This is a genomic window from Sporosarcina ureae DSM 2281 (assembly GCF_000425545.1).
Taxonomy (GTDB): domain Bacteria; phylum Bacillota; class Bacilli; order Bacillales_A; family Planococcaceae; genus Sporosarcina; species Sporosarcina ureae.
On the sequence record NZ_AUDQ01000001.1, the window covers coordinates 464,611 to 484,944 of the forward strand.

Below are 20,334 nucleotides of genomic sequence, written 5' to 3' on the forward strand. Positions count from 1 at the left end.
AACATACAAGTGATGTAAGCAGTGCCACTTCCCTCCGCCAGTACGAGCTGGATCAGGTTCCAAGAGTCCCAAAGTCAATCACTTTGATCTCAGCCTTTTTTAAAGGCACCTCCAGTGGATGAAATATTCATTTTTTTCAGAATAACATACAAGCCGAAATTTGTCATTTGAAATTAGTTATGGTTCGGTGCCTATGCAAGGTGATTTTATGACAAGACATCAAAGAGAATAATCATACAACGGCAAGCCATTCATCCGACCAGGTGATTGGCTACTAGGTTCTTTTTGTATGCAATTGTAGTGTATTGACTGAATTGTGTCGTACACAGCGTATTCCGACACTAAAATATTCTCAACTCACTTTTTACTAGAAACGTAAGTTGGACTGTAAATACAGCACTATTGCAATCCAAAAGTGTTGGTAGAACTTTCTTAATCCATGTACTTATTAAATAACCTTCTATTATTGTGTAGGAAGATTCAACACTTTGACTGATGAACAGTGCTTTCTTATCGGAAGGATCTTCATAGTATACGGATCAGTAACTCCTGCAATACTTATATTGTTCCCAGTTGTGGCAGCGATTACTCTTGCTACCTGCGTGCCGTGCCCATCTAGATCCATGATGTTTGTATTATTATCATTAACATTATACCCGCCTGATTGAATACGTCCTTGCAAATCTTCGTGACGAATGCCCAGTCCTGAGTCAATTACTCCGATGACGATATTCATAGTTTGGCTCGACATGTGAAATACTAGGATGTTCGAGTAATTGCCGCTGAACGGTATCTATATCTGCCTCATCACTAATACTCCATTGTAATTGTGTGGGGACCTGGTACCTCATCCTCCCATTCAAGACTCAACACGTGATTTCGTCGGATCTCCCTTTGGTGATGGAATATCAGTGGATTCAGCTAATTTCATTAAATAATATATTTCTTCACGCGCCATGTGATCTGCCATTAAGGGGGTTAGTGTTCCTAGCGTTTCTTTCTTCAAATCCATCTCTTCCAACTCTCTTAAAAATGCTTTAAAAATAGTCATCTCTAAGTTAATGTCCTGATGGAATTTAGTTAACGCTGGGAATTTCATAATATTCGTACGTAAATAACCAGCCATCTCAATTGCTTTTAGATAAAATGCTTCCCACTCTTTAGTAAATCGTTCACTTTTCTTTTTGAGCTTGGTTTCCACACGGTCTAAATTTGCATCAAGAGCGCCTGCATGCCCTGCCGCATCGAGTAACCACAGCAAGTCATGGTGAAGAGGATGTACAGTCGGTGGTTTCTCTCCTTTTGCAAAGCATCTAAATATGCGTATAGCCTCTTCTACTTCATTCACCATGTGATTAATAAATGAAGGTGGCAGAGAAATTTTGATATTGCCGACTAAATGCTGCTGTATTAATAATAATTTAAACTTGCGAATATCTTCACTCGCTTTTAGAGTTTCTTGCGCTATTGTCCGTAGAGATTGTGTATCGAGATCTCCCTTTGCTTTAGCAAGAAGACCATCAAATAACTGTATATAATAACTTGCTGTCTCAATATTTGCCACTTCATCCGGCGCTAAAGAATCGTGAATGAAGCGTGCATGATCACCTAATATCTGTAACCAAAAACGCAGTTCAAATGACATCTCTTCCTGTAAACTCTTCAATACATTCCCTCCCTATTCATTGAGGTCTCTAATAGTAGATATTCTCTTCACACGTCAATATAGTGTAAAGAGACTTCCATTTTCAGTAGCCTTCTTCCCTATTCATACTATGTGTAGCCGCTGTTTTTATGTATGTATTCACGGTGGAGATACACCTTCAATCATTCTAGTCAAACATAGAATTTCACACGCAACGAGTATATATAAGGAGAGTTAAATAACTGATGGACGTGCTGCATATAGTGAGCATAAATACAATCAAAGGAAGTGGTCTTTATGATAGAAAGGGCGCTGCTTTTCATTATTCTATTACGAGTTATTTCAGGTAGTATAGAAATAACAGCTGCTGCACTCATGTTTAAATTCAATGACTTGGAAAAGGCGTTTTATATTAACTCTTTACTTGCATTAGTAGGTCCATTTATATTAATTGTAACGACAGGAATCGCATTACACGGCCTCACTGAAAAAGTATCTTTAGTAAGAATGATTTGCCTATTCACAGGAATTTTTCTCATCCTCTTTAGTTTAAAATCTAAATAAATACTTCATTCCATACATATCTATAAATACAAAAGAACCTGACAGTTTTTTACTGTCGGGTTCTTTTTCAGTTTCTTTGATTGGATTCTTCAATTTCTTCGACATTAATGAACTTAAACACCATAAAAGTCAAAATGACTCCTAGTACAGTGGCAATGATATAACTGCCGTTTAGAAAATCTTTCATGGCAATTGACATCAACGGAGGGCCTGCGGCTACACCGATAAATCTGGCTGAACTGTAAAAAGAAGACACCGTGCCTCGTAGCTCTTTTTCAATATTTTCTGTAATAATCGCATCCAATGCAGGCAATAATGCGCCAATGGCTATTCCGACTATACTCGTCACAATCAACAAGAGGATCAAGTTCTTGCTTGTAAATCCAACAAAAATGACACTGGCAGACATGGCGATTAAGCAAATGACCATGACCCTTTTTATCGTTTTCAGTTCCCCTTTAATTTTTCGGCCCGATAAAAAGGAAGCAATACAAAGGAATAATAACGGAATGGCCAAAACGAATCCTTTCTTAATCCCCTCAATATCATGTGTTTTCTCCAGGTTTTCCGATAAAAAAAACAACATACTGAATAGAACCAGCATGACCAGAACTCCATTTAAAAATACGGTATACAACCATTTACCTTCTGACGCAAATATCTTTTTAGTATTCTTGATAAACACCTTAAACTTTACGGGTTCATCTTTTTCTTTCGGGACTTTAACAAAGAAGAAGATCAGTACAAAAGAAATGACACTGAGTGCAGAAATAGAGAAGAATGGCAGGAACCATAATATAGCAGCAAATGCTGAGCCTAAGATAGGTGCTAATACTTTTCCAAACGTGTTTGACGTTTCAATAATCCCTAAACACTTACTGCTTTTTTCGCCATCATCTTTATATAAGTCACCCACAAGCGGTAGCACGATTGGCATGGCACCGGCTGCTCCTATTCCTTGTAATACCCGACCAATAATAATCATCGTATACGGGTCATCCATCTTCCACGAAGCAAATCCCGCAATCAGACCCCCGATCAATGCAAAGACTAAACTTGGCAATATCACCATTTTCCGTCCGAAACGGTCTGATAAATATCCGGCTACTGGGATAAGAAAAATAGCCGCCACCGAGTAACTGGTAATGATCATACTCGATTGAAACGATGTAATTCCCACTTTATCTTCCAATAAAGGAAGCACGGGTATGAGCATTGAATTCCCCAGCGTCATAATAAGAGGAATTGAAGCCAGACTAACAATGCACCATACACTAACCTTGTCCGCACTTTTATCCATTACCACACCTCATCTTATTTAGTTCTACTAATTAGAGGTATGGTTTCCTAACGGGATTTTTTTATACTTTAATATTTTTTATTGGCACAATCATGAGATTATGTAAAAAATCAAGTAAACACAGCCTAATAAAGATTTGTTAAAATAACGCTTGATAAGCCTGAATACCGAAGTAAATCCCAAAACCGATCATAGATATAGAAGATATAATGGAAACGATTAGCAAAAGTCTTGAGGATAAAAACTTGCGTGCTCCACTGGATAAAAAGGCCATGATCAAGTCCACGATCATGATACCCAATAATATCGCAAGACTGTTGATAATGATTTGATATCCCGTTGTTCCACTAGCTGTTTTGGCAAGTATAGAACCGTATATACCGAGCCAAAAAATAATAGTGAGCGGATTCAACAATGACATCAAAAAGCCGGTCATCATAGATGTTCTCAGTCTGACTCGTTTGCCCAACCTTACACTCATTTCAACTTTGTTCAACGTCAGTAAGTTTTCTATACCTGTATACATCAGCACAAAACACCCAAACGACCAAAGAATGATTTTAATTAACGGTGAATCAATAAATTGTCCGACTCCAAAGTACACAAGGAACATATACATAATATCCGTGGTCACGGAACCAAAACTAAAAGCCCAAGCATGAAAAAAACCTCTTTTAATTCCCGTATTTAGCAGAACAGTTTTAACAGGACCAATTGGCGCGGCTAAGGATGCTCCCAAGAATATATATAGAAAAATTGAATTCACAAAATCCCCCCTATAGTATGTTGTCCTGCCATTTTATTCACAATTAATGACTGATAGGACTTGGAAGAGGGTATTCTGAAGAAATATTTTAATTTGTAGAATCTGTCATAGAAGTAGTATTTTGTGTGGGGACTTGAATCTTTTTTAACCGGTGATAAATGAATCATATACTTCTTGTTAGCCAACTCAAAATACGCCTTTTTGATTCTTTACTATTCGTATTTGACAATCCAATACCATGACGACTCAATTTATCATCATCGGCGTTATGTCGTTGACTATATCACCGCTGCCGTCTCTGGGATTGAAAAAGGAATTAAGTTCGTGTACAATCTTAATATTACATTGGCTGCATTCCTGTTACTCTTCGTCTTCTTCCTTGGATCAGCGCTTCAGATTATCCAAGTGTTCGTCAGCTCACTTGGCGCATATATGAGCAACTTTGTTTCTATGAGTTTAGGAATCCAACCATTTAAAGATAACAAATGGCTTGGTGAATACACGGTGTTCTATTTAGCTTGGTGGGTTTCTTGAGCTCCTGCGGTCGGCATATTTGTCGTACGTATTTCTCGCGGTCGGACGATTCGTGGCTTTATTGCCGGAGTTTTGCTTGCCCCGTCACTACTAGGGAGGCTCTCGTTCTCCGATTTCGGTGGAACAAAAAGAAGGAACAACATTAGGCGTTTCAATGGAGCCACAGCAAATTCCTATCACGCAAAATATCACTTCTGACAAATAACAACACTACTTTTAGTACTACCAAAACAGTCTGCAGAGAAAATCGTGATCCTTCTCCGCAGACTGTTTTGATTATATGGAAGACGAGTAGAATACAATAATAATAATAATAGCTCCTCTACATACCTGAAGGGAGATGTGTAATGAATAATATCCTCATGATTTTGATTTTGCAGTTGTTGTACGTTCCCTGCTTTACTTTGCGCACGATTTTCATAGTTAAACAGCTTAGAACGCAAGCTACACTCCTTGGTGCGGTGGAATCATTGATCTATATCTTTGGTTTGTCGTTAGTATTTGACGGAGAACAAAGTTTCTGGAGCATGCTCGTTTATGCGCTTGGGTTCAGTATCGGCATCTATATCGGAACTATGATAGAAGAAAAGCTTGCAATTGGCTACACATGCATTCAAGTAAATATTCCTACATTGAACCAGCCTCTCATCGACAAACTTCGGGAAGAAGGTTATGGCGTAACTGTATTCGAAGGTACCGGACGAGACAGCATCAGGTACAAACTTGAAATCCTGACGAAGCGAAATCAAGAAGAAGGATTATATGAAATGATCGGTGAATATCAGCCAAATGCATTTATTATTACGTATGAACCTAGAAAGTTTAAAGGCGGTTATTTGCTAAAAGCCATGAAAAGAAGAAGAAAAACAATACCTAAAAAAGGTCTCGAAGTCTCTTCCACTTCTCCAGAATAATTAGCTATGGTGGTAGTCACATAACGTTCTCCCGACTACCCCATTCTACTTCCTACCCCACTAATACTGTATAGCTATAATTGTCTTGGTACCTGGTACATAAACAAAAAAGCCTCCCAATCGTTTTCGCGATCAGAAGACTCTCTTAGCTTTTCCATAGTAACTACCCGAATTGTGTGAGAATTGTGTGGGGACCTGGTACCCACCCTAAATGAATGGAATAATAGTTAACGTTTTGTGAATACTGAAATTAGGTAAAGTGTCGTATAAACGAGGAAAGAGGTGTCTTCATGGATTCACAACTGTCTAATGGAGAAGATTATAAGTATATAATGGCAACGTCTATTGGTAGTGGAAAAGGAATAGAAGTATTGCCGGACCTATATTGCCATACTATACAAATTGTCAATATTGTTTTAGTAGGCCATCCAAATTCAAAGGACTTCGTGTTAATTGATACCGGCATGCCTTACTCAGCGGAGAAAATACTAGCGGTTGTAGAAGAGCGTTTCGGTGTGGATAGTCGTCCAAAAGCCATTATATTGACGCATGGACATTTTGATCATGTAGGAGCAGTCATTGAGCTAGTGAAGCATTGGGATGTGCCGGTGTATGCCCATGAACTAGAGCTGCCGTTTTTAACTGGAGTATCCAGTTATCCAGACCCGGATACAAGTGTAGAAGGAGGAATGATTGCCAAGATGTCGTCTATATTCCCAACGGATCCTGTTCAATTGGGAAGTCATATCAAAAGCTTACCGTCTGACGGCAGTGTTCCTTTTCTGCCCGAGTTTAAATGGATTCACACTCCCGGTCATTCGCCAGGTCATGTATCGTTCTTTAGGGAGAAGGACGGGGCTTTAATTGCGGGAGATGCATTTGTGACTGTCAAGCAGGAGTATCTCTATAAGGTATTCACGCAAGAACAAGAAATAAGTGGTCCGCCACGCTATTTAACAACCGATTGGGACGCCGCTTTAGAATCCGTGATTAAACTTGAAGCCTTACAACCAACTGTCGCCATAACAGGCCATGGATTACCTATGGAAAGAGAGCTACTTGCCAACAGTCTAAAGAAATTAGTCAATGAATTTGAACATATCGCGATTCCGGATTATGGTAAGTTTGTTGATAAAGATACAGATTGATTAATCACTACTTCTATTGCAGTCAGCTTGAGCCAGTGAATGCAACTATTTATCACGTTTAAGCTGCATGAATAGCATGATGTATCCTTTTATCAAATAGGTAAAGATGTATGGAGTTTTCCAAACAAGCACTGTATGTATATACGTTAATCATCAAAAAGCGTCTACTCCGAAGTTTCGGAGTAGACGCTTTTTCTTTATAGTGGGTGTTATCATTCTCATATTCAATAACCCGAATTGTGTGGAAGTTGTGCGGGGACCTGGTACCCGTTTCATGGTACCCGTTTCAATGCTTTCCCATCTCCCCAGAGATCTTTTCGGCGACCTCGACCACTTTTTCGATAAACAAATCTTCTTGCTCAACTGTCACCTGGCTCTCAATCGCCTCTACGCTTACTGCTGCGAGCACGCGTCCTTCGAAGTCAAATATAGGAGCAGCGACCGCAACAGTACCTGCTGTTTTCTCTCCTTGACTGATTGAAAACCCTTTTCTTTTAATCTTTCTTAATTGTTTCTTCAGTTCCTCCTGCTCTTCCATCGTTCCGACCAGCTGACAAAGGATCTTTTCTGACTCGTTTTGAGGTAGATTGGCAAGCATCACCTTATTGGCCGCTCCAAGATGCATCGGTATCCGCTCTCCGATACCGTCTATAATTCGAATACTGCGCGGGCTATCGATGCGGTCAATAATAATGGAATCAAATTCGTTCGGAACATTCAAATACACTGTCTCTCGCACATCGGAGGCCAGTTTCTCCAAGATCGGCCGTGCAACGGTACGGACATCTAGCTTCTCATATTTTTGCAATCCGATTTCTACCCATTTATAGCCTAGTTCATATTGTTTCGTCTCTGAGTCAAGAGAAACGAGGGCATGCGACTCCAACGATTGTAAAAGCCGATAGACTGTACTGATTGGTAAACTGGTGGACTCGGCCAACTCTGCTGGCAACCATTTAGTCTTTTGTGCGTCTGACAGCACATTTATAATTGCCATTGCTCGATCAATCGATTGAATCATAGCCATTTCTCCTCCTGTCTTTTAAATAGTGTATCAAATATCTCCCATTTCGTCCGCAGTAAGTTCATAGTCGTCTAAAATGTGTAAATGATGTTGACATGAACCCCTCTAAAGAGCTAAAATAAAAGTATTATTCCGAATTGTGGAATTAATTCCACTATGCGGAGTAAAATGACTTATCTATAATAAATTCTTACACCCACTTAATTGAAATGGAAAAGGGAGGAATACATTATGTATGAACAGCTAAAGAATATGAAGACACAAGAACAAATTGAATGGATTACCCAATACCTTGTTGGATTAAATAGCATTAACGGCACTCTTGGAGAAGTACGTATTGTCCAAGAGATTTATAGAATTCTATCCACATTCCCATACTTCCAGGAACATCCGGAAAATCTGTGGTTGCAGAAAATCCCACATGATCCGATCGGACGTCAAAATGTCTTTGCGTTTGTTGAAGGTGCCCATCATTCTCCTCAGACTGTGTTATATCATTCTCACATTGACACAGTGGCGGTTGAGGACTTCGGGCCTTTAAAAGAACACGCATTTTCACCAAATGAGTTGGAAACTTTCTTCCGCAACTATGACAGTGACCCAGAACTACAAGCCGAAGCACGCTCGGGTGACTGGATGTTTGGCCGCGGTTCAGTGGATATGAAAAGTGGTGCTGCTGTTCATATCTCAAATATTCTTTACTTTTCAGAACATCTTGACGAACTGGAAGGTAATGTGCTTTTGCTTTGTAACGGAGACGAAGAAAGCGAACATCGTGGAATGGTCGGGGCTCTAAACGAACTTAACCGCATACAACTTGAACTCGGGATTCATTTCATCACGGCGATCAATACGGATTTCATCACGCCATTATATGACAATGATACGAATCGCTATATATATACAGGCGCTGCCGGAAAAATTCTACCTTGCTTCCATATCTATGGCCGTGAAGTACACGTTGGGGATACTCTTTCTGGCATTGATCCAAACTTTATTTCAGCTAAACTTACTGAACGCATTCATAATCGCTACAAGCTTGCCGAAAATATTCCTGGTGAGATGGTCTTGCCACCGACTGTATTGAAGCAGCGTGATATGAAAGAACTGTATACTGTTCAAACGGCTATTTCGAGCCATTTGTACTTTAATTGCTTCGTATATGAAGATTCCGTTGGTACTATTTTGGAGAAATTTATGCGAGAAGCGAAGGAAGCTTGTCTGGAAGCAGAAACGTATCTGAAAGCGCAATTCGAAGAATATACTCAAGTAACGGGCCTACCGACTCGTGATTTATCATGGAAAATTGATGTTACCACGTATGAGGATTATGTCGCTTACTTAACAAGCCGAGACATTGATGTTCGTGCAATCATTGATGGTATTCTTGCGGAAAAGCAACTGGGTGACTTACGCGACCTCTGCTTTGAAATTGTCAGCGCACTTCAAGCAGCAGATCCTGAAAAAAAGGCACGGGTAATTTTATTCTTCGCTCCGCCATTTCTTCCGCATAACTATTTGAGAGCGGAAGATGATTACGATACACATATTCAGTCTGTCATTTCCAGTGTACTAAAAGAGGTCGGTGACACGACTGGTGAAAGCTTTGAATTAAAAAAGTTCTTCCCCTATCTTGCAGATGGTAGCTTCTTATCGCTGCATGAAAAAAAGGATGAACTGGATCCACTCACACAAAACCTCCCAGAATGGGGCAATGTGTATGAAATACCTTTTGACACCATTAAAAAGCTAAATATCCCATCTATTAATATGGGTGTATACGGTAAAGACGGACATAAGTGGACTGAACGTGTATACAAGCCTTATTCATTTGGTTTATTGCCTGATTTGATTAGAAAAACTACAGTCAGAATGCTTGAGCAACAAACGAGTATGCATATTCCGAAAATCGGTTGAGCAAGTAATTCAACTAACAGCGGCCTACAAATCCTTAAATGGACAGTAGGCCGCTTTACGTCATGATTCAATGCAAAAAGAGCCTGCATCCCCTAATTTATCGAGGATGAAGACTCTTCTTTTGTACTGGATCGCATCTAGACATGCAGTACCTACACAATGAACTTCATAACTTCACGCCATTGACAATTTGACATTTGCTGTAGTCGCCTTCTGCAAAGTGTTTTACATTCATTGCGCATTCCACCGTCGCCTCTCGTAATGACTCCTGCGAGTAATAGGCGATATGTGGAGTCAGTATAATATTTTCCCTTTGGACAAATGGATGTGTGTGCAGATTCGGGTCTTCTTCCTGTAAAACATCCGCTGCATAATATGCCATCTTCCCCGAATCAATCGCCTGTACAATAGCATCCTCATTGATCACTTGACCCCTTGCTGCATTCACTAGGATGACCCCGTCTTTCATCTTGGCAATACTAGAACGATTGATAATCTCCTTCGTCTGCTGATTGGCTGGTAAATGAAGACTGATTAAATCAGACTGCTGAAGAACATCGTCAAAAGAAAGAAGTTCCACACCATATTCCGCCGCTTTTTCAGGACTCACAAACGGATCATAAGCTATTACGTTACAATTGAATGGTTTTAAACGTTGTGTAACGAGCCTAGAAATATTCCCAAACCCTAGTAGTCCTACAGTTTGATTCTCCAGTCTACGCATAGCCGGAAACAAGTTATAATCCCAAACAAGATCTTCTTTCACACTTTTATTGAAAGGTAGGATCATGCGATTCAACATGATCAGCATACCTGCCGTATAATCGGCAACCTCTTTGACACAGTATTGTGAGACATGCGTCACAGCGATATTTTTCTTTCTGGCATAGTCAATATCTGCATAATTAAAACCAATCGTTCCAAAAGCAATCAATTTTAATGTAGGAAGCGCATCCATTACTCGTTTAGTAAATGGTTCATAAGCACAAATGACAGCATCTGCATCACGGCAGTTTTCAATGAGTTCATCTTCCGTTGCAGAGGGGATCACAACTATCTCCAACTGATTACCGAAAATCTCTTTTTCTATCTCCAATGCACCTGGAAATGTAAAGGTACGCACAACTTTAAACAATTACAATCGTCTCCTTCAAACTACGTCTTGATTGAATATTTTCAGTAGCAGGACCCGTATCTCTTTTAAAGAATCCGCTGATATTTAAAATTCATGATGTTCGTCTTCCTTCAAAGAAAGCTCATAAATACTCTGCTATCCATTTACTTTGCAAATACGAGGGAAAGAGCTGGGAAGTAAGTGATAATCATAAGCCCCACTATCACGTACATGATAATCGGAATCATTTTCTTGATAATGTCTTCCAATGGAGTTTTTCCGACATTGGAAGCTATGAACAAATTCACACCAAAAGGAGGAGTGATAAAACCGATTGCGAGGTTAACTACCATAATGATTCCGAAATGAACCGGATCTACGCCCGCTTGCTGTACAATCGGCAATAGAATGGGTGTTAACATGGCGAGGGCAGGAATTGTATCAACAAATGCACCTACTACAAGTAAAAACAAGTTAATTAAAAGAAGGATGACGATTGGATTAGACGAAAATGAAGCGATGGATTCGGCTATAATCGCGGGAATTCGTTCAACTGATAGTAGATAGGCAAAAGCGATAGAAGTCCCAATCATATACATGGTAGCGCCTGTTAGGTTGATCGTTTCAAGCAAGCTCTCCTTGATTTCTTTCCACTTTAATTCCTTATGAACAAATGCGCCAATGATATATGAATAAATGATTGCCACGACGGATGCTTCGGTAGGAGTAAAAATTGACCCGTAGATTCCACCTAAAATAATAATAGGAGCAAGCAGTGCCCATTTTGCATCCCAAATGGATCTCATTAATGCAGAGAAACTAATATCAATATCTTCTTTGACAATCTCATCGCCTTGTTTCTTAATTGTCCTGTAAGAGACGAACATCAAAATCACTGCTATTAATAGTCCTGGCAAAATACCTGCTTTAAATAACTCACCAATGGATGTTCCACTGATGACACCATAAAGGATTAACGGAATACTTGGAGGAATAATAACGCCAATACAACCAGCTGCCGCTGTAATCGCTGAAGCAAAAGCAGGGCTGTAATTTTTTTCTTTCATAGAAGGAATCATGAATGACCCAATTGCCCCGACAGTAGCAGGTCCGGATCCTGACAACGCAGCAAAAAATGCGCATGCCACAACCGTGACCATTGCTAGACCCCCAACCATCCAACCGACAAGCTGTTTGGCCAGATTCAATATCCTCTCCGAAATACCACCCTTCCCCATCAACAGACCACCTAGCATAAAGAAAGGTATAGCCATGAGCGGAAAGGAATCAAGAGAAGTAAAAAGTTTCTGAATGAGCATGGGCAGACTGACTGAGTCCAAGAAAAAAATAACTAGCATCGAAGATAGACCAATTGCCACACCAATAGGTACACTTAATAGAATAAAAACAAAAAGACTCCCAAATAAGATCAACATAGTCATATGCATCAATCCCCACTTACGACAATTTTCTCAGGCTTGAAAATAAAGTACAGTCGTTGAACTAAACGAATAAGCATTAACACTCCACCGATTGGAATGATTAAGTATACTACCCACATAGGTAATCCAAGCGTGGAAGTTTTTTGTCCCATTAATTTAAGAGTTTGCACAACCTGTGTTCCGACTATAGCCATCACAAATGCAAATACAGACCACAATAAAACTACAATGACTTGTACTACTTTTTGTACATTCATTGGAAGTCTATCGACCAGTAAGGTGATTTTAATATGATCATTTTTACGAATTGTATAACTCATACTGATCCACGTAATCCAGATAAGCAAATAACGTGCCAGTTCAGCGCTCCAACCGACCGATATATTGAAAACATAACGAGACAGAACTTGAAGAAATACCAGCGCTACAATAAAGAGCGTTGAAATGATAAGTAACCATTCTTCCATTTTAATATCTATGAGCTCTTTCCATTTCACAGCGGATCCCCTCCTTAAAGGAAACTTTAGGATTTATGAAAAAATAGGAGGCGGGCCGCCTCCTATTTTTTATTATTCGCTATAGCTTTTAGCTAAATCTATTAAATCTTTCCCGATGATCTCCTCATACTTTTTATAAACCGGTTGAACCGCTTCGATAAATTTCTCTCTTTCATCCGCTGTCAGTTCAGTAACTTCAATTAAATTCTCATCTTTGAATTTAGTAGACATGGATTCTTCATCTTCATCAACAAATTGATAGTAGTCTGCTTCTGTTTTTTTACCAGCTTCAGTAATAATATCTTGAATATCAGCAGGCATCTCATCAAATAACTTGTTATTGAACAAAATGGCTAAACCTGAATACTGATGGCTTGTTAATGTTAAGTATTTTTGCACTTCGTAAAACTTACTTGAATCGATAAGTGATAACGTGCTATCCATACCATCATACGTCTTCTGTTGCAATGCGCTGTATAGCTCGCCAAATGCTAACGGAGATGCATTTGCGCCAAGAGTATTGAAAATATCCTGTTGAATTTCAGACTCTTGTACTCGAATTTTTGAGCCCTTCATATCTTCTGGCGTTGTGATAGGCTTTTTATTATTTAAGACATGTCTAAATCCATCGTAGCCGTAACCAAGAGCTTTTAGATTGATATCTCCTAAACCATCGGAAAGTTCTTTTCCTAAATCACCCGCTAAAGCCTCTCTAGGCGCTTCTTTACTGGCGAATAAGAAAGGAAGATCTAGTACATAGAAACGTTCATCGAAGTTTCCTATTGATGGTGATCCAACCATACTTATATCCGCATTTCCAAGCTGTATAGCTTCAATAATTTCACGATCTGAGCCATACAACTCACCATTCGCAAACACTTCTACTTTTACCTTGCCGTCAGAGTTCTTTTCTACTTCATCTTTAAAAACAAGAGCTGCTTTATGGGCTGGATGATCAGTTGGTACAATATGTGGAAACTTCAATGTATACGTAGCGTCTCCACCCTTCACTTCTTCGCCTGAAACAGGTTTGACGTTATCATCGGAACAAGCAGACAGGAAAACCGCGAATACTGCTGACATTGCTATCAATAACCATTTGTTCTTCATACAATTACCCCCTATTTTTTTCGTAAGTATGGAACAAAGATGCGAATGTGTACTTAGTTAAAAGCGCAGTGACAAGCAACTCAGACCACCATCATGTTTCTGAAACTCTGTCATCTCTACTTCAACTACATTAAAGCCTGCTTCTTCTATTTTTTGTTTTGTTTCAGGAAAACCGCTAGGAACAATAACTTTGTCATTCACACGAATAGTATTTGCTGTATATTCTTCTTCAGCCGGCACAACTATTTTTTTATATTCAGCAAATGCCGGATGATTGATGAATTCCCCCGCTGCCACTACTGTTTGATCTCCAAGGAATGTAATCCCCGTTTTCAAATGGAAAAACTCTTCTAGTGTCGTAATCGTTACATGATATCCTGCATCTTCAAGAATTTTCTTGAGCTGATCCGCCCCCTCTTGATTGGTCCGATCGGAAATACCGATATAGAAGTTTTTATCAATTTGCATAACGTCTCCGCCATCCAATGTGCCCGGTCCCTGTATATAGCGGAATTCATCGTAATAATTCTTTAACACTTGTTCTATCTCAATAATTTCTTTGTTACGAGAATCTGCTCCAGGATTCGTGATCACCGCAAACTCCGGTACGACTACCGCCGCATCTTCCACAAAGCAAGAATCCGGAAACTCTTCACTCGGATCTAGTTCGTGAACTGCAACTCCACAACTTTTAAGTGCTTTCACATACTCTTCATGTTGTTGAAGAAGCTCTTCAAAGTTTGGTTCCCCTAAGTCCGAAGTCGTCAATCCATTCAAATAACTTTTTCCAGGTTTCTTGACAATTGTCTGTTTAAATAACATGTTCTGTTCCCCCTAATTTTTTTTATAAAAAGATATAATGTAAACGGTTTCAATTATAAACAAGTTCATTAACAAAATTGTTTTCCACTGTACGGAAAGTTTTTGTTGTAAACGGGATATATTTTCATTATAATGAAACAGAATTGAATGTCAATACGAAATTTTCAGTTATGTGTACATATTTATTTTATATATTTTTTCTTCTAAGGACCTTGAATATTCTTTTCTCTAATAACTTGATTGTAAAGAAAGGCGGGTTGCGAATGCAGACGATAACTCGGGCGATGAAAATAATTGATTGTTTTATCTCGAGTGAACCCAATCGATTCTTATCGATTACCGAGCTCTCCAAACAATGTGATTTACCTGTTAGTTCCATTCATCGCTTACTTAACGCAATGATTAAGCATGAATTAATACAACAAGACCAAGAGCGTAAATTATACGGACTCGGCATCACTTGGTTAGAATATGGCTTGAAAATGTATGACACGATGGATTACGTCAGTGTGGTCCGACCTGATTTAGAATATTTAATGAAGCAAGCAGAAGCTAGCGTTTATTTACGAAAGCCCATAGGTTCGGAATCAATCATCATTGAACGAATTGATTGTACAAACCAAACCATTCTGGCTCATGAAAAACTAGGATTGCGCTCTTCTTTGCACGAAGGTGAGGCTAATTTGGCTATGTTAGCCCATATGAAAAGAGAAAAAGTAGAAGAAATCATTCAAGAGTTGATTCCAGAAAACGAAAAAGAAGAATTTTTTCTTCAGTTAAACCACATCAAGCGAGATGGCTATGCTATTGGCGAGGACCATGACAACCAGATCACTACGGTTGCAGCACCTGTATTGAACCATTATGGGGATATTATCGGAGCAGTGAATGTGAAGATTAAAAGTTCCACAATGACCGCCGAAAAAAAAGAACAGGTCATTCACGAAGTCACGAATACAGTCAACAAAATCTCATGGAAAATGGGCTATCAAAATTAAAAGCATAGAGGGGAAGATACAATTATGAAACATTTACTGAATAAAAACGTGAAAAATATCGAAATCTCAGGTATTCGCAAGATCTCCAACTTGATAGATAAATCATCTGACACCGTCAATATGACTTTCGGACAACCTAATTTCCCTACACCTGATTACATTAAAGATGCTGCGATTAAAGCGTTGGAGGATAATCATACAGACTACACAGAGACAGCCGGAGTATACGAACTCCGCCAGGCCGCTTGTGATTATGTAGAAAAGCTGTATGGATTGAAATACAACCCAGAAAACGAAATCATTGTCACAGTAGGCGCAAGTGAGGCTTTGGATATTACACTCCGGACGATACTCGATGAGGGTTCAGAAGTCATTATGCCTGCTCCAGTGTTTGTTGGCTACGAACCTTTGATTAAAATGTGTAACGCAAAAGCCGTCTATGTAGACACAACTGAAACTGATTTCAAAATGACCGCCTCTATGATCGAAGAGAAACTAACAGACAAAACCCGTTGTGTCCTACTGCCTTATCCAAGTAATCCAACTGGAACCGTCTTGACAAAAGAAGAGGTCATGGAGATTGGTGAATTACTTCGTGGAAGAGAGATCTTTATTATTTCAGATGAAATTTATAGTGAACTAGTATATGAAAGTAAGCATTTTTCTATCGGTGCAGTACCAGGATTAAAAGATCAGACCATTATCATTAACGGTCTCTCCAAGTCCCATGCGATGACAGGATGGAGAATTGGTTTCGCCTTTGCGCCAGCTTATCTAGTAGATCAGTTTTATGCCGTTCACTCGTTTAACGCTATTTGCGCACCTTCCATTAGCCAATATGCAGCCATTGAAGCGTTAAGACAAGGCGCAGATCATGAAGAGATTGTGGCGATGAAAGAGGATTATAAAAGAAGAAGAGACTTCGTCTACTCGCGGATAAAAGAAATGGGTCTGAACGTGACTAAACCTGAAGGTGCTTTTTATATTTTCCCTTCCATCAAGAATACGGGGCTAACTTCTGAAGAATTTTCCACTCGCCTACTTGAAGAAGCGAATGTAGCCGTCATTCCCGGCAGTGCATTCTCTTCATATGGAGAAGGATATTTACGAATCTCCTACGCACAATCTATGGAGGAATTAGTAAAAGGCATGGATGGTCTCGAGCGCTTCTTGACTAGACTGGCGCAAGAAGCGTAAATTTTATAAGCATGCTTGTGCCAGAAACTATCTTGATTGTTTTTGGCACAAGCATTTTTAAATTACATTATATGATGGGTTAAATGTTCGTTCATCCACTCCATTTCTAACTTGCGTCAAGGTCTGTACCCTTTCTTCTTTCAACAATAAAGGCTAGACACAAGAAGTCGTCTACATTGATTCAATTCAACAATTACCGCTTGCTTCGATGGGCGTTACGTATCGACGCAGTGATCAATCCGTCCTTGTCCAAGCTTTTTGTGAGATTGCTGTTCGGGTTGCTAGGAGTGTGGAATAGTTTTTTGGATTGCTCCTCTTTTTCTAATGGCCTGCTGTATATCGTACTCAGGGACCTAGGTTTTCCCGAGCTACTTGCCGCGGCACTCGTCTGGGCACCGCCACCAAGAGATAATTGTGCGAGGACCTGGTATCAATTAAGTGTGTCATTTCTACACAGCTATTGTTTTAATAAATGTTAGCTATCAAAAAGCATCAACTCTGAGATGTTGGAGTTGATGCTTTTTTCAAAGGCAGAGTGATCTTTCTATATTCATTCATTCGAATTGTGTGGGAATTGTGTGGGGACCTGGTACCTGTATCGACTACGACTAGAAGGCTTTTTCAATGCTTTACTCGTCTTGCATAGTCATGATAGAACCGTCATGCGCAGAAAACTTAATTCTGTACTGATCCCAGACAGTTTTCACGTGAAAAGTATAATATTCTCGATCGTAGTATTTATTTTCGGGCTGATAATATATTTTTTCTGTGCCTGATGAAATAAATTCTGTCCTGACGTCTCCGAAATCTTGATAATAACTTTTTTGCAAATAGTCCTGTACCTGGTCTACCGTCGGATTGATCGGTGACTCCTCAAAGGATTCCCCGTCTACCCCATCCAGCAGCCACTTTCCGCCTTCCTTCACAAATGTGTAAATTTGATTGGCACCTGAGCTTAGCCCCCGGTTCGGTATTACGGTTTTTAAAATGCGCTTCGAAGGACTGTTTTCGATTATTTCAAATTTTAATTCGGTGGATACAGGCTCAGCAAACAACGATATATCGATCGTCGGATGCATAAAATTTTTATAATACTCTCTTACCTCTTCTACATACTGAGGAGTTGCGAGCTTTCTCAGGTCATTTTCAATATAAGAAAAATCCCTGTAAGCGCCGTTAACAATTTCTGCTGTTTCCAATACATTGCGGATGTCCGGACCAATTGTACTGATCATTTTTCTCAGTTCGTTCCGTAAATCCTGACTAGCAATGTAAACGGGAATATCCGCTTTTACGATGGCATCCCGGCCATTATTGTATCGAATGGTGATGAAGGTCTGGTCACCATCTTTCGCAGTTGTTTTTACCCGCACTTCGCCGAGATAGTTTGCAGTCGCTATGTTTCGGTCTTTCACTTCTAACGTTACATTGCTGTCTGGCAGTGTCAGCGGCTGCACATTTCCCTTCTGATCAGTTCCGCTGACTTTTAATTCTTTTGTCTCGCCCGGAGCCAGCACAATAGCATCGCCAGTCAGCTCTTGATAACCGCATGTAGATCTCTGAACAAGAGGGATACTGAGAAATGGATAGGTTACGTCCCAATAAGTATTTTTTTCTGATCCTATTCGTGCCGTCGATTCAAAGTAGATTTCACCTTTTTCACTAAAACATGCTATATCTTTGTCGATTTCACCGGCCACTTTCATTTTATAGCCGCCTGCAGTGTCTATACCTCCAAGTGTAAACTGTAATACATCGGCATTTATATTTATGCCTCCGCCAACCTTCCCTTCTATTTCACCTTTCAGCGATAAAAATTCAGCAGACAGGTCGCTTGTAGAATAATTGAAAGGCTTGTAGCCGGCTCCCTCTTTCTTCAGACCAAGATTATAATTTTTTTCTTCGACAATTTCTAATTCAACAAACACTTTCCCGCTTGTCTCGCATTGTATAAATAATTGGATTGCAGCTCCTGCCACCCCGTACGCCTTGACCGGAATTGGAGCGGTAAGCGGAATTCTCAGCGGCTCCGGCTCAAAACCCGACAACTTTACTTTTACGTTCAACTCATTTTTCAATCCGCTGTCTAATTCCAGCCAATTCACGTTAAGTCCTTTAAAATCGTAATTCACAATGGGCTGAATGAGCTGAATCTTACCGCCAATAGTTGCTGCTCCCTTCTTCTCTCCGTTAGGGAATAATTGAACATCACTGAATTCTACATAAGGGTTACCATTTTCTTCTCCAATTTCAATCTTGCCTATGGATTTACCAACCGGGTTCTCCACTTCGAAGGTACGCCTGTCTCCGTTCTCAGTTTCACTGATCACACGTGAGTACACGTCAGGTTCCAGCATAAAATCATCTGCCGTAATGGGTACCGTTTTCGAAATATCCAGATCTTTCACGACATCTTCCGCTTTGGGCTCTCTTGTCGTTAACACTGTTTTATGCCCGTCGTATTGGATATCAACAATTTCCTTAGCCCAGCCAAAAGTATGCTGGGCGGTCTCTGGAAAAATAATGATATCTCTAGCCGACAGCTGCTTCAATACATCCGGCATCCTATCGAAAACAAATGTATTGTTCTCATAATTTAAGTCTGCTGCTGATTGTACAATATCGTCAGGCAGACTGGTCACATCTTCTTGGTATGTAACAGTGTTTGTACTATCTTTACGCGGTGAAAACGCATTTGACTCATCTCGCTGTTCACCTGTTTGAAACGGCATCTTCACAGGCGTGCGCAGCAATTTGCGCTTTGCCGACGAAACTTCATCCGCGACAAACAGCGTATAAGCAGTATTTGGCAAGTACCCTCCCTTAGGCGGCTGCACGACAACTGTATTACCTTGATCTACCAGCACTGCAGTCGTAGGGATCACTTGCCCTGCTTCGTCTGTTATGTATAGTTGCTTGTTTGTAATGGATGACACTTCCACATCTCCACTGAACGTAATCGTCCACTCCTTGTTTAATGGAACATTCTTTTTCATTGGCATGGACTCCCAGTCTGTCTCTGCCTGTACGTAAAGCGGCGCCCCCAGGATGGCTTTTATAAAAATGCCAGTGAATAGAAGTATAACAACGGCAGCTAAGGAACTTCGCTTTACGAATCGCTGCAATAAAATCTCCTCCTGCTTGTATTATAGTATTACTTATATACTATCACTTCAGAGGGTGCATATTCGATTTAACTTTAAATTATTCTGAAAAGTTGATAGATTACATGATGTTTTTTATGTGACAGTGTCTAGTATGTTTAAATCCGAGAAATATTTAATACGTCTAAAGTATTTTATATGCCCAAACTTTTTAAAAGTAGATTCTGCAATATTATGC

At 39.8% G+C, this 20,334-nt stretch carries 17 protein-coding genes, 1 pseudogene and 1 riboswitch; of the genes and pseudogenes, 7 read left to right on the forward strand and 11 right to left on the reverse strand.

Annotated features, from left to right (window positions below; genetic code table 11):
* Positions 1 to 12 precede the first annotated feature (12 nt).
* Positions 13 to 123, reverse strand: a riboswitch (TPP riboswitch).
* A 340-nt stretch (positions 124 to 463) separates the two neighbouring features.
* On the reverse strand, positions 464 to 751 hold the full coding sequence (locus tag H605_RS0102190; RefSeq protein WP_155979454.1) for a S8 family serine peptidase: 288 nt from the start codon (positions 749 to 751) through the stop codon (positions 464 to 466).
* A 108-nt stretch (positions 752 to 859) separates the two neighbouring features.
* Complete coding sequence (locus tag H605_RS0102195; protein ID WP_037561453.1) at positions 860 to 1,645, reverse strand: DUF2935 domain-containing protein; 786 nt, start codon at positions 1,643 to 1,645, stop codon at positions 860 to 862.
* A gap of 297 nt (positions 1,646 to 1,942) precedes the next feature.
* On the opposite strand from H605_RS0102195, the gene H605_RS0102200 reads away from it, so the two are divergent.
* Complete coding sequence (locus tag H605_RS0102200) at positions 1,943 to 2,209, forward strand: YqhV family protein (protein WP_051210437.1); 267 nt, start codon at positions 1,943 to 1,945, stop codon at positions 2,207 to 2,209.
* Between the two features lie 67 nt (positions 2,210 to 2,276).
* Here the strand turns inward: H605_RS0102200 and H605_RS0102205 are convergent, their stop codons facing one another.
* The gene (locus H605_RS0102205) at positions 2,277 to 3,509 is read right to left on the reverse strand and encodes an MFS transporter (protein WP_029052689.1); all 1,233 of its coding nucleotides are present in this window, start codon (positions 3,507 to 3,509) and stop codon (positions 2,277 to 2,279) included.
* Between the two features lie 139 nt (positions 3,510 to 3,648).
* On the reverse strand, positions 3,649 to 4,275 hold the full coding sequence (locus tag H605_RS0102210; protein WP_029052690.1) for a LysE family transporter: 627 nt from the start codon (positions 4,273 to 4,275) through the stop codon (positions 3,649 to 3,651).
* A gap of 222 nt (positions 4,276 to 4,497) precedes the next feature.
* Between H605_RS0102210 and H605_RS19350 the strand changes: the two are divergent.
* The 3 genes and pseudogenes from H605_RS19350 (at position 4,498) to H605_RS0102230 (ending at position 6,871) form a co-directional block, all read left to right on the forward strand.
* Positions 4,498 to 5,007, forward strand: a pseudogene (locus tag H605_RS19350) (BCCT family transporter).
* A 149-nt stretch (positions 5,008 to 5,156) separates the two neighbouring features.
* The gene (locus tag H605_RS0102225; protein ID WP_029052692.1) at positions 5,157 to 5,723 is read left to right on the forward strand and encodes a DUF2179 domain-containing protein; all 567 of its coding nucleotides are present in this window, start codon (positions 5,157 to 5,159) and stop codon (positions 5,721 to 5,723) included.
* Between the two features lie 290 nt (positions 5,724 to 6,013).
* Complete coding sequence (locus tag H605_RS0102230) at positions 6,014 to 6,871, forward strand: MBL fold metallo-hydrolase (protein ID WP_029052693.1); 858 nt, start codon at positions 6,014 to 6,016, stop codon at positions 6,869 to 6,871.
* Between the two features lie 286 nt (positions 6,872 to 7,157).
* Here the strand turns inward: H605_RS0102230 and H605_RS0102235 are convergent, their stop codons facing one another.
* The gene (locus H605_RS0102235; RefSeq protein ID WP_029052694.1) at positions 7,158 to 7,892 is read right to left on the reverse strand and encodes an IclR family transcriptional regulator; all 735 of its coding nucleotides are present in this window, start codon (positions 7,890 to 7,892) and stop codon (positions 7,158 to 7,160) included.
* A 234-nt stretch (positions 7,893 to 8,126) separates the two neighbouring features.
* Between H605_RS0102235 and H605_RS0102240 the strand changes: the two genes are divergently transcribed.
* Positions 8,127 to 9,812 carry a M20/M25/M40 family metallo-hydrolase gene (locus H605_RS0102240; RefSeq protein WP_029052695.1) on the forward strand — a complete coding sequence of 562 codons (1,686 nt, stop codon included), beginning with the start codon at positions 8,127 to 8,129 and terminating at the stop codon, positions 9,810 to 9,812.
* A 166-nt stretch (positions 9,813 to 9,978) separates the two neighbouring features.
* Here the strand turns inward: H605_RS0102240 and H605_RS0102245 are convergent, their stop codons facing one another.
* The 5 genes from H605_RS0102245 to H605_RS0102265 all read right to left on the reverse strand — a co-directional run bounded on the left by H605_RS0102245 (position 9,979) and on the right by H605_RS0102265 (position 14,797).
* Complete coding sequence (locus H605_RS0102245) at positions 9,979 to 10,947, reverse strand: C-terminal binding protein (protein ID WP_029052696.1); 969 nt, start codon at positions 10,945 to 10,947, stop codon at positions 9,979 to 9,981.
* Between the two features lie 143 nt (positions 10,948 to 11,090).
* Positions 11,091 to 12,368 carry a TRAP transporter large permease gene (locus H605_RS0102250; RefSeq protein WP_029052697.1) on the reverse strand — a complete coding sequence of 426 codons (1,278 nt, stop codon included), beginning with the start codon at positions 12,366 to 12,368 and terminating at the stop codon, positions 11,091 to 11,093.
* Positions 12,369 to 12,373: 5 nt separating this feature from the next.
* The gene (locus H605_RS0102255) at positions 12,374 to 12,865 is read right to left on the reverse strand and encodes a TRAP transporter small permease (RefSeq protein ID WP_029052698.1); all 492 of its coding nucleotides are present in this window, start codon (positions 12,863 to 12,865) and stop codon (positions 12,374 to 12,376) included.
* Positions 12,866 to 12,937: 72 nt separating this feature from the next.
* Positions 12,938 to 13,975, reverse strand: a complete 1,038-nt coding sequence (locus tag H605_RS0102260) for a TRAP transporter substrate-binding protein (protein WP_029052699.1) — start codon at positions 13,973 to 13,975, stop codon at positions 12,938 to 12,940.
* Positions 13,976 to 14,032: 57 nt separating this feature from the next.
* On the reverse strand, positions 14,033 to 14,797 hold the full coding sequence (locus tag H605_RS0102265; protein ID WP_029052700.1) for a dimethylarginine dimethylaminohydrolase family protein: 765 nt from the start codon (positions 14,795 to 14,797) through the stop codon (positions 14,033 to 14,035).
* A gap of 263 nt (positions 14,798 to 15,060) precedes the next feature.
* Between H605_RS0102265 and H605_RS0102270 the strand changes: the two genes are divergently transcribed.
* Both H605_RS0102270 and H605_RS0102275 read left to right on the forward strand, forming a co-directional pair.
* Complete coding sequence (locus H605_RS0102270) at positions 15,061 to 15,795, forward strand: IclR family transcriptional regulator (RefSeq protein ID WP_029052701.1); 735 nt, start codon at positions 15,061 to 15,063, stop codon at positions 15,793 to 15,795.
* Between the two features lie 24 nt (positions 15,796 to 15,819).
* Positions 15,820 to 16,992 (forward strand): aminotransferase A, encoded by a 1,173-nt coding sequence (locus tag H605_RS0102275; RefSeq protein ID WP_029052702.1) that lies wholly within the window; start codon positions 15,820 to 15,822, stop codon positions 16,990 to 16,992.
* Between the two features lie 629 nt (positions 16,993 to 17,621).
* Here H605_RS0102275 and H605_RS0102280 read toward each other — a convergent pair.
* Positions 17,622 to 20,117 carry an Ig-like domain-containing domain gene (locus H605_RS0102280; RefSeq protein ID WP_029052703.1) on the reverse strand — a complete coding sequence of 832 codons (2,496 nt, stop codon included), beginning with the start codon at positions 20,115 to 20,117 and terminating at the stop codon, positions 17,622 to 17,624.
* Between the last annotated feature and the right edge of the window lie 217 nt (positions 20,118 to 20,334).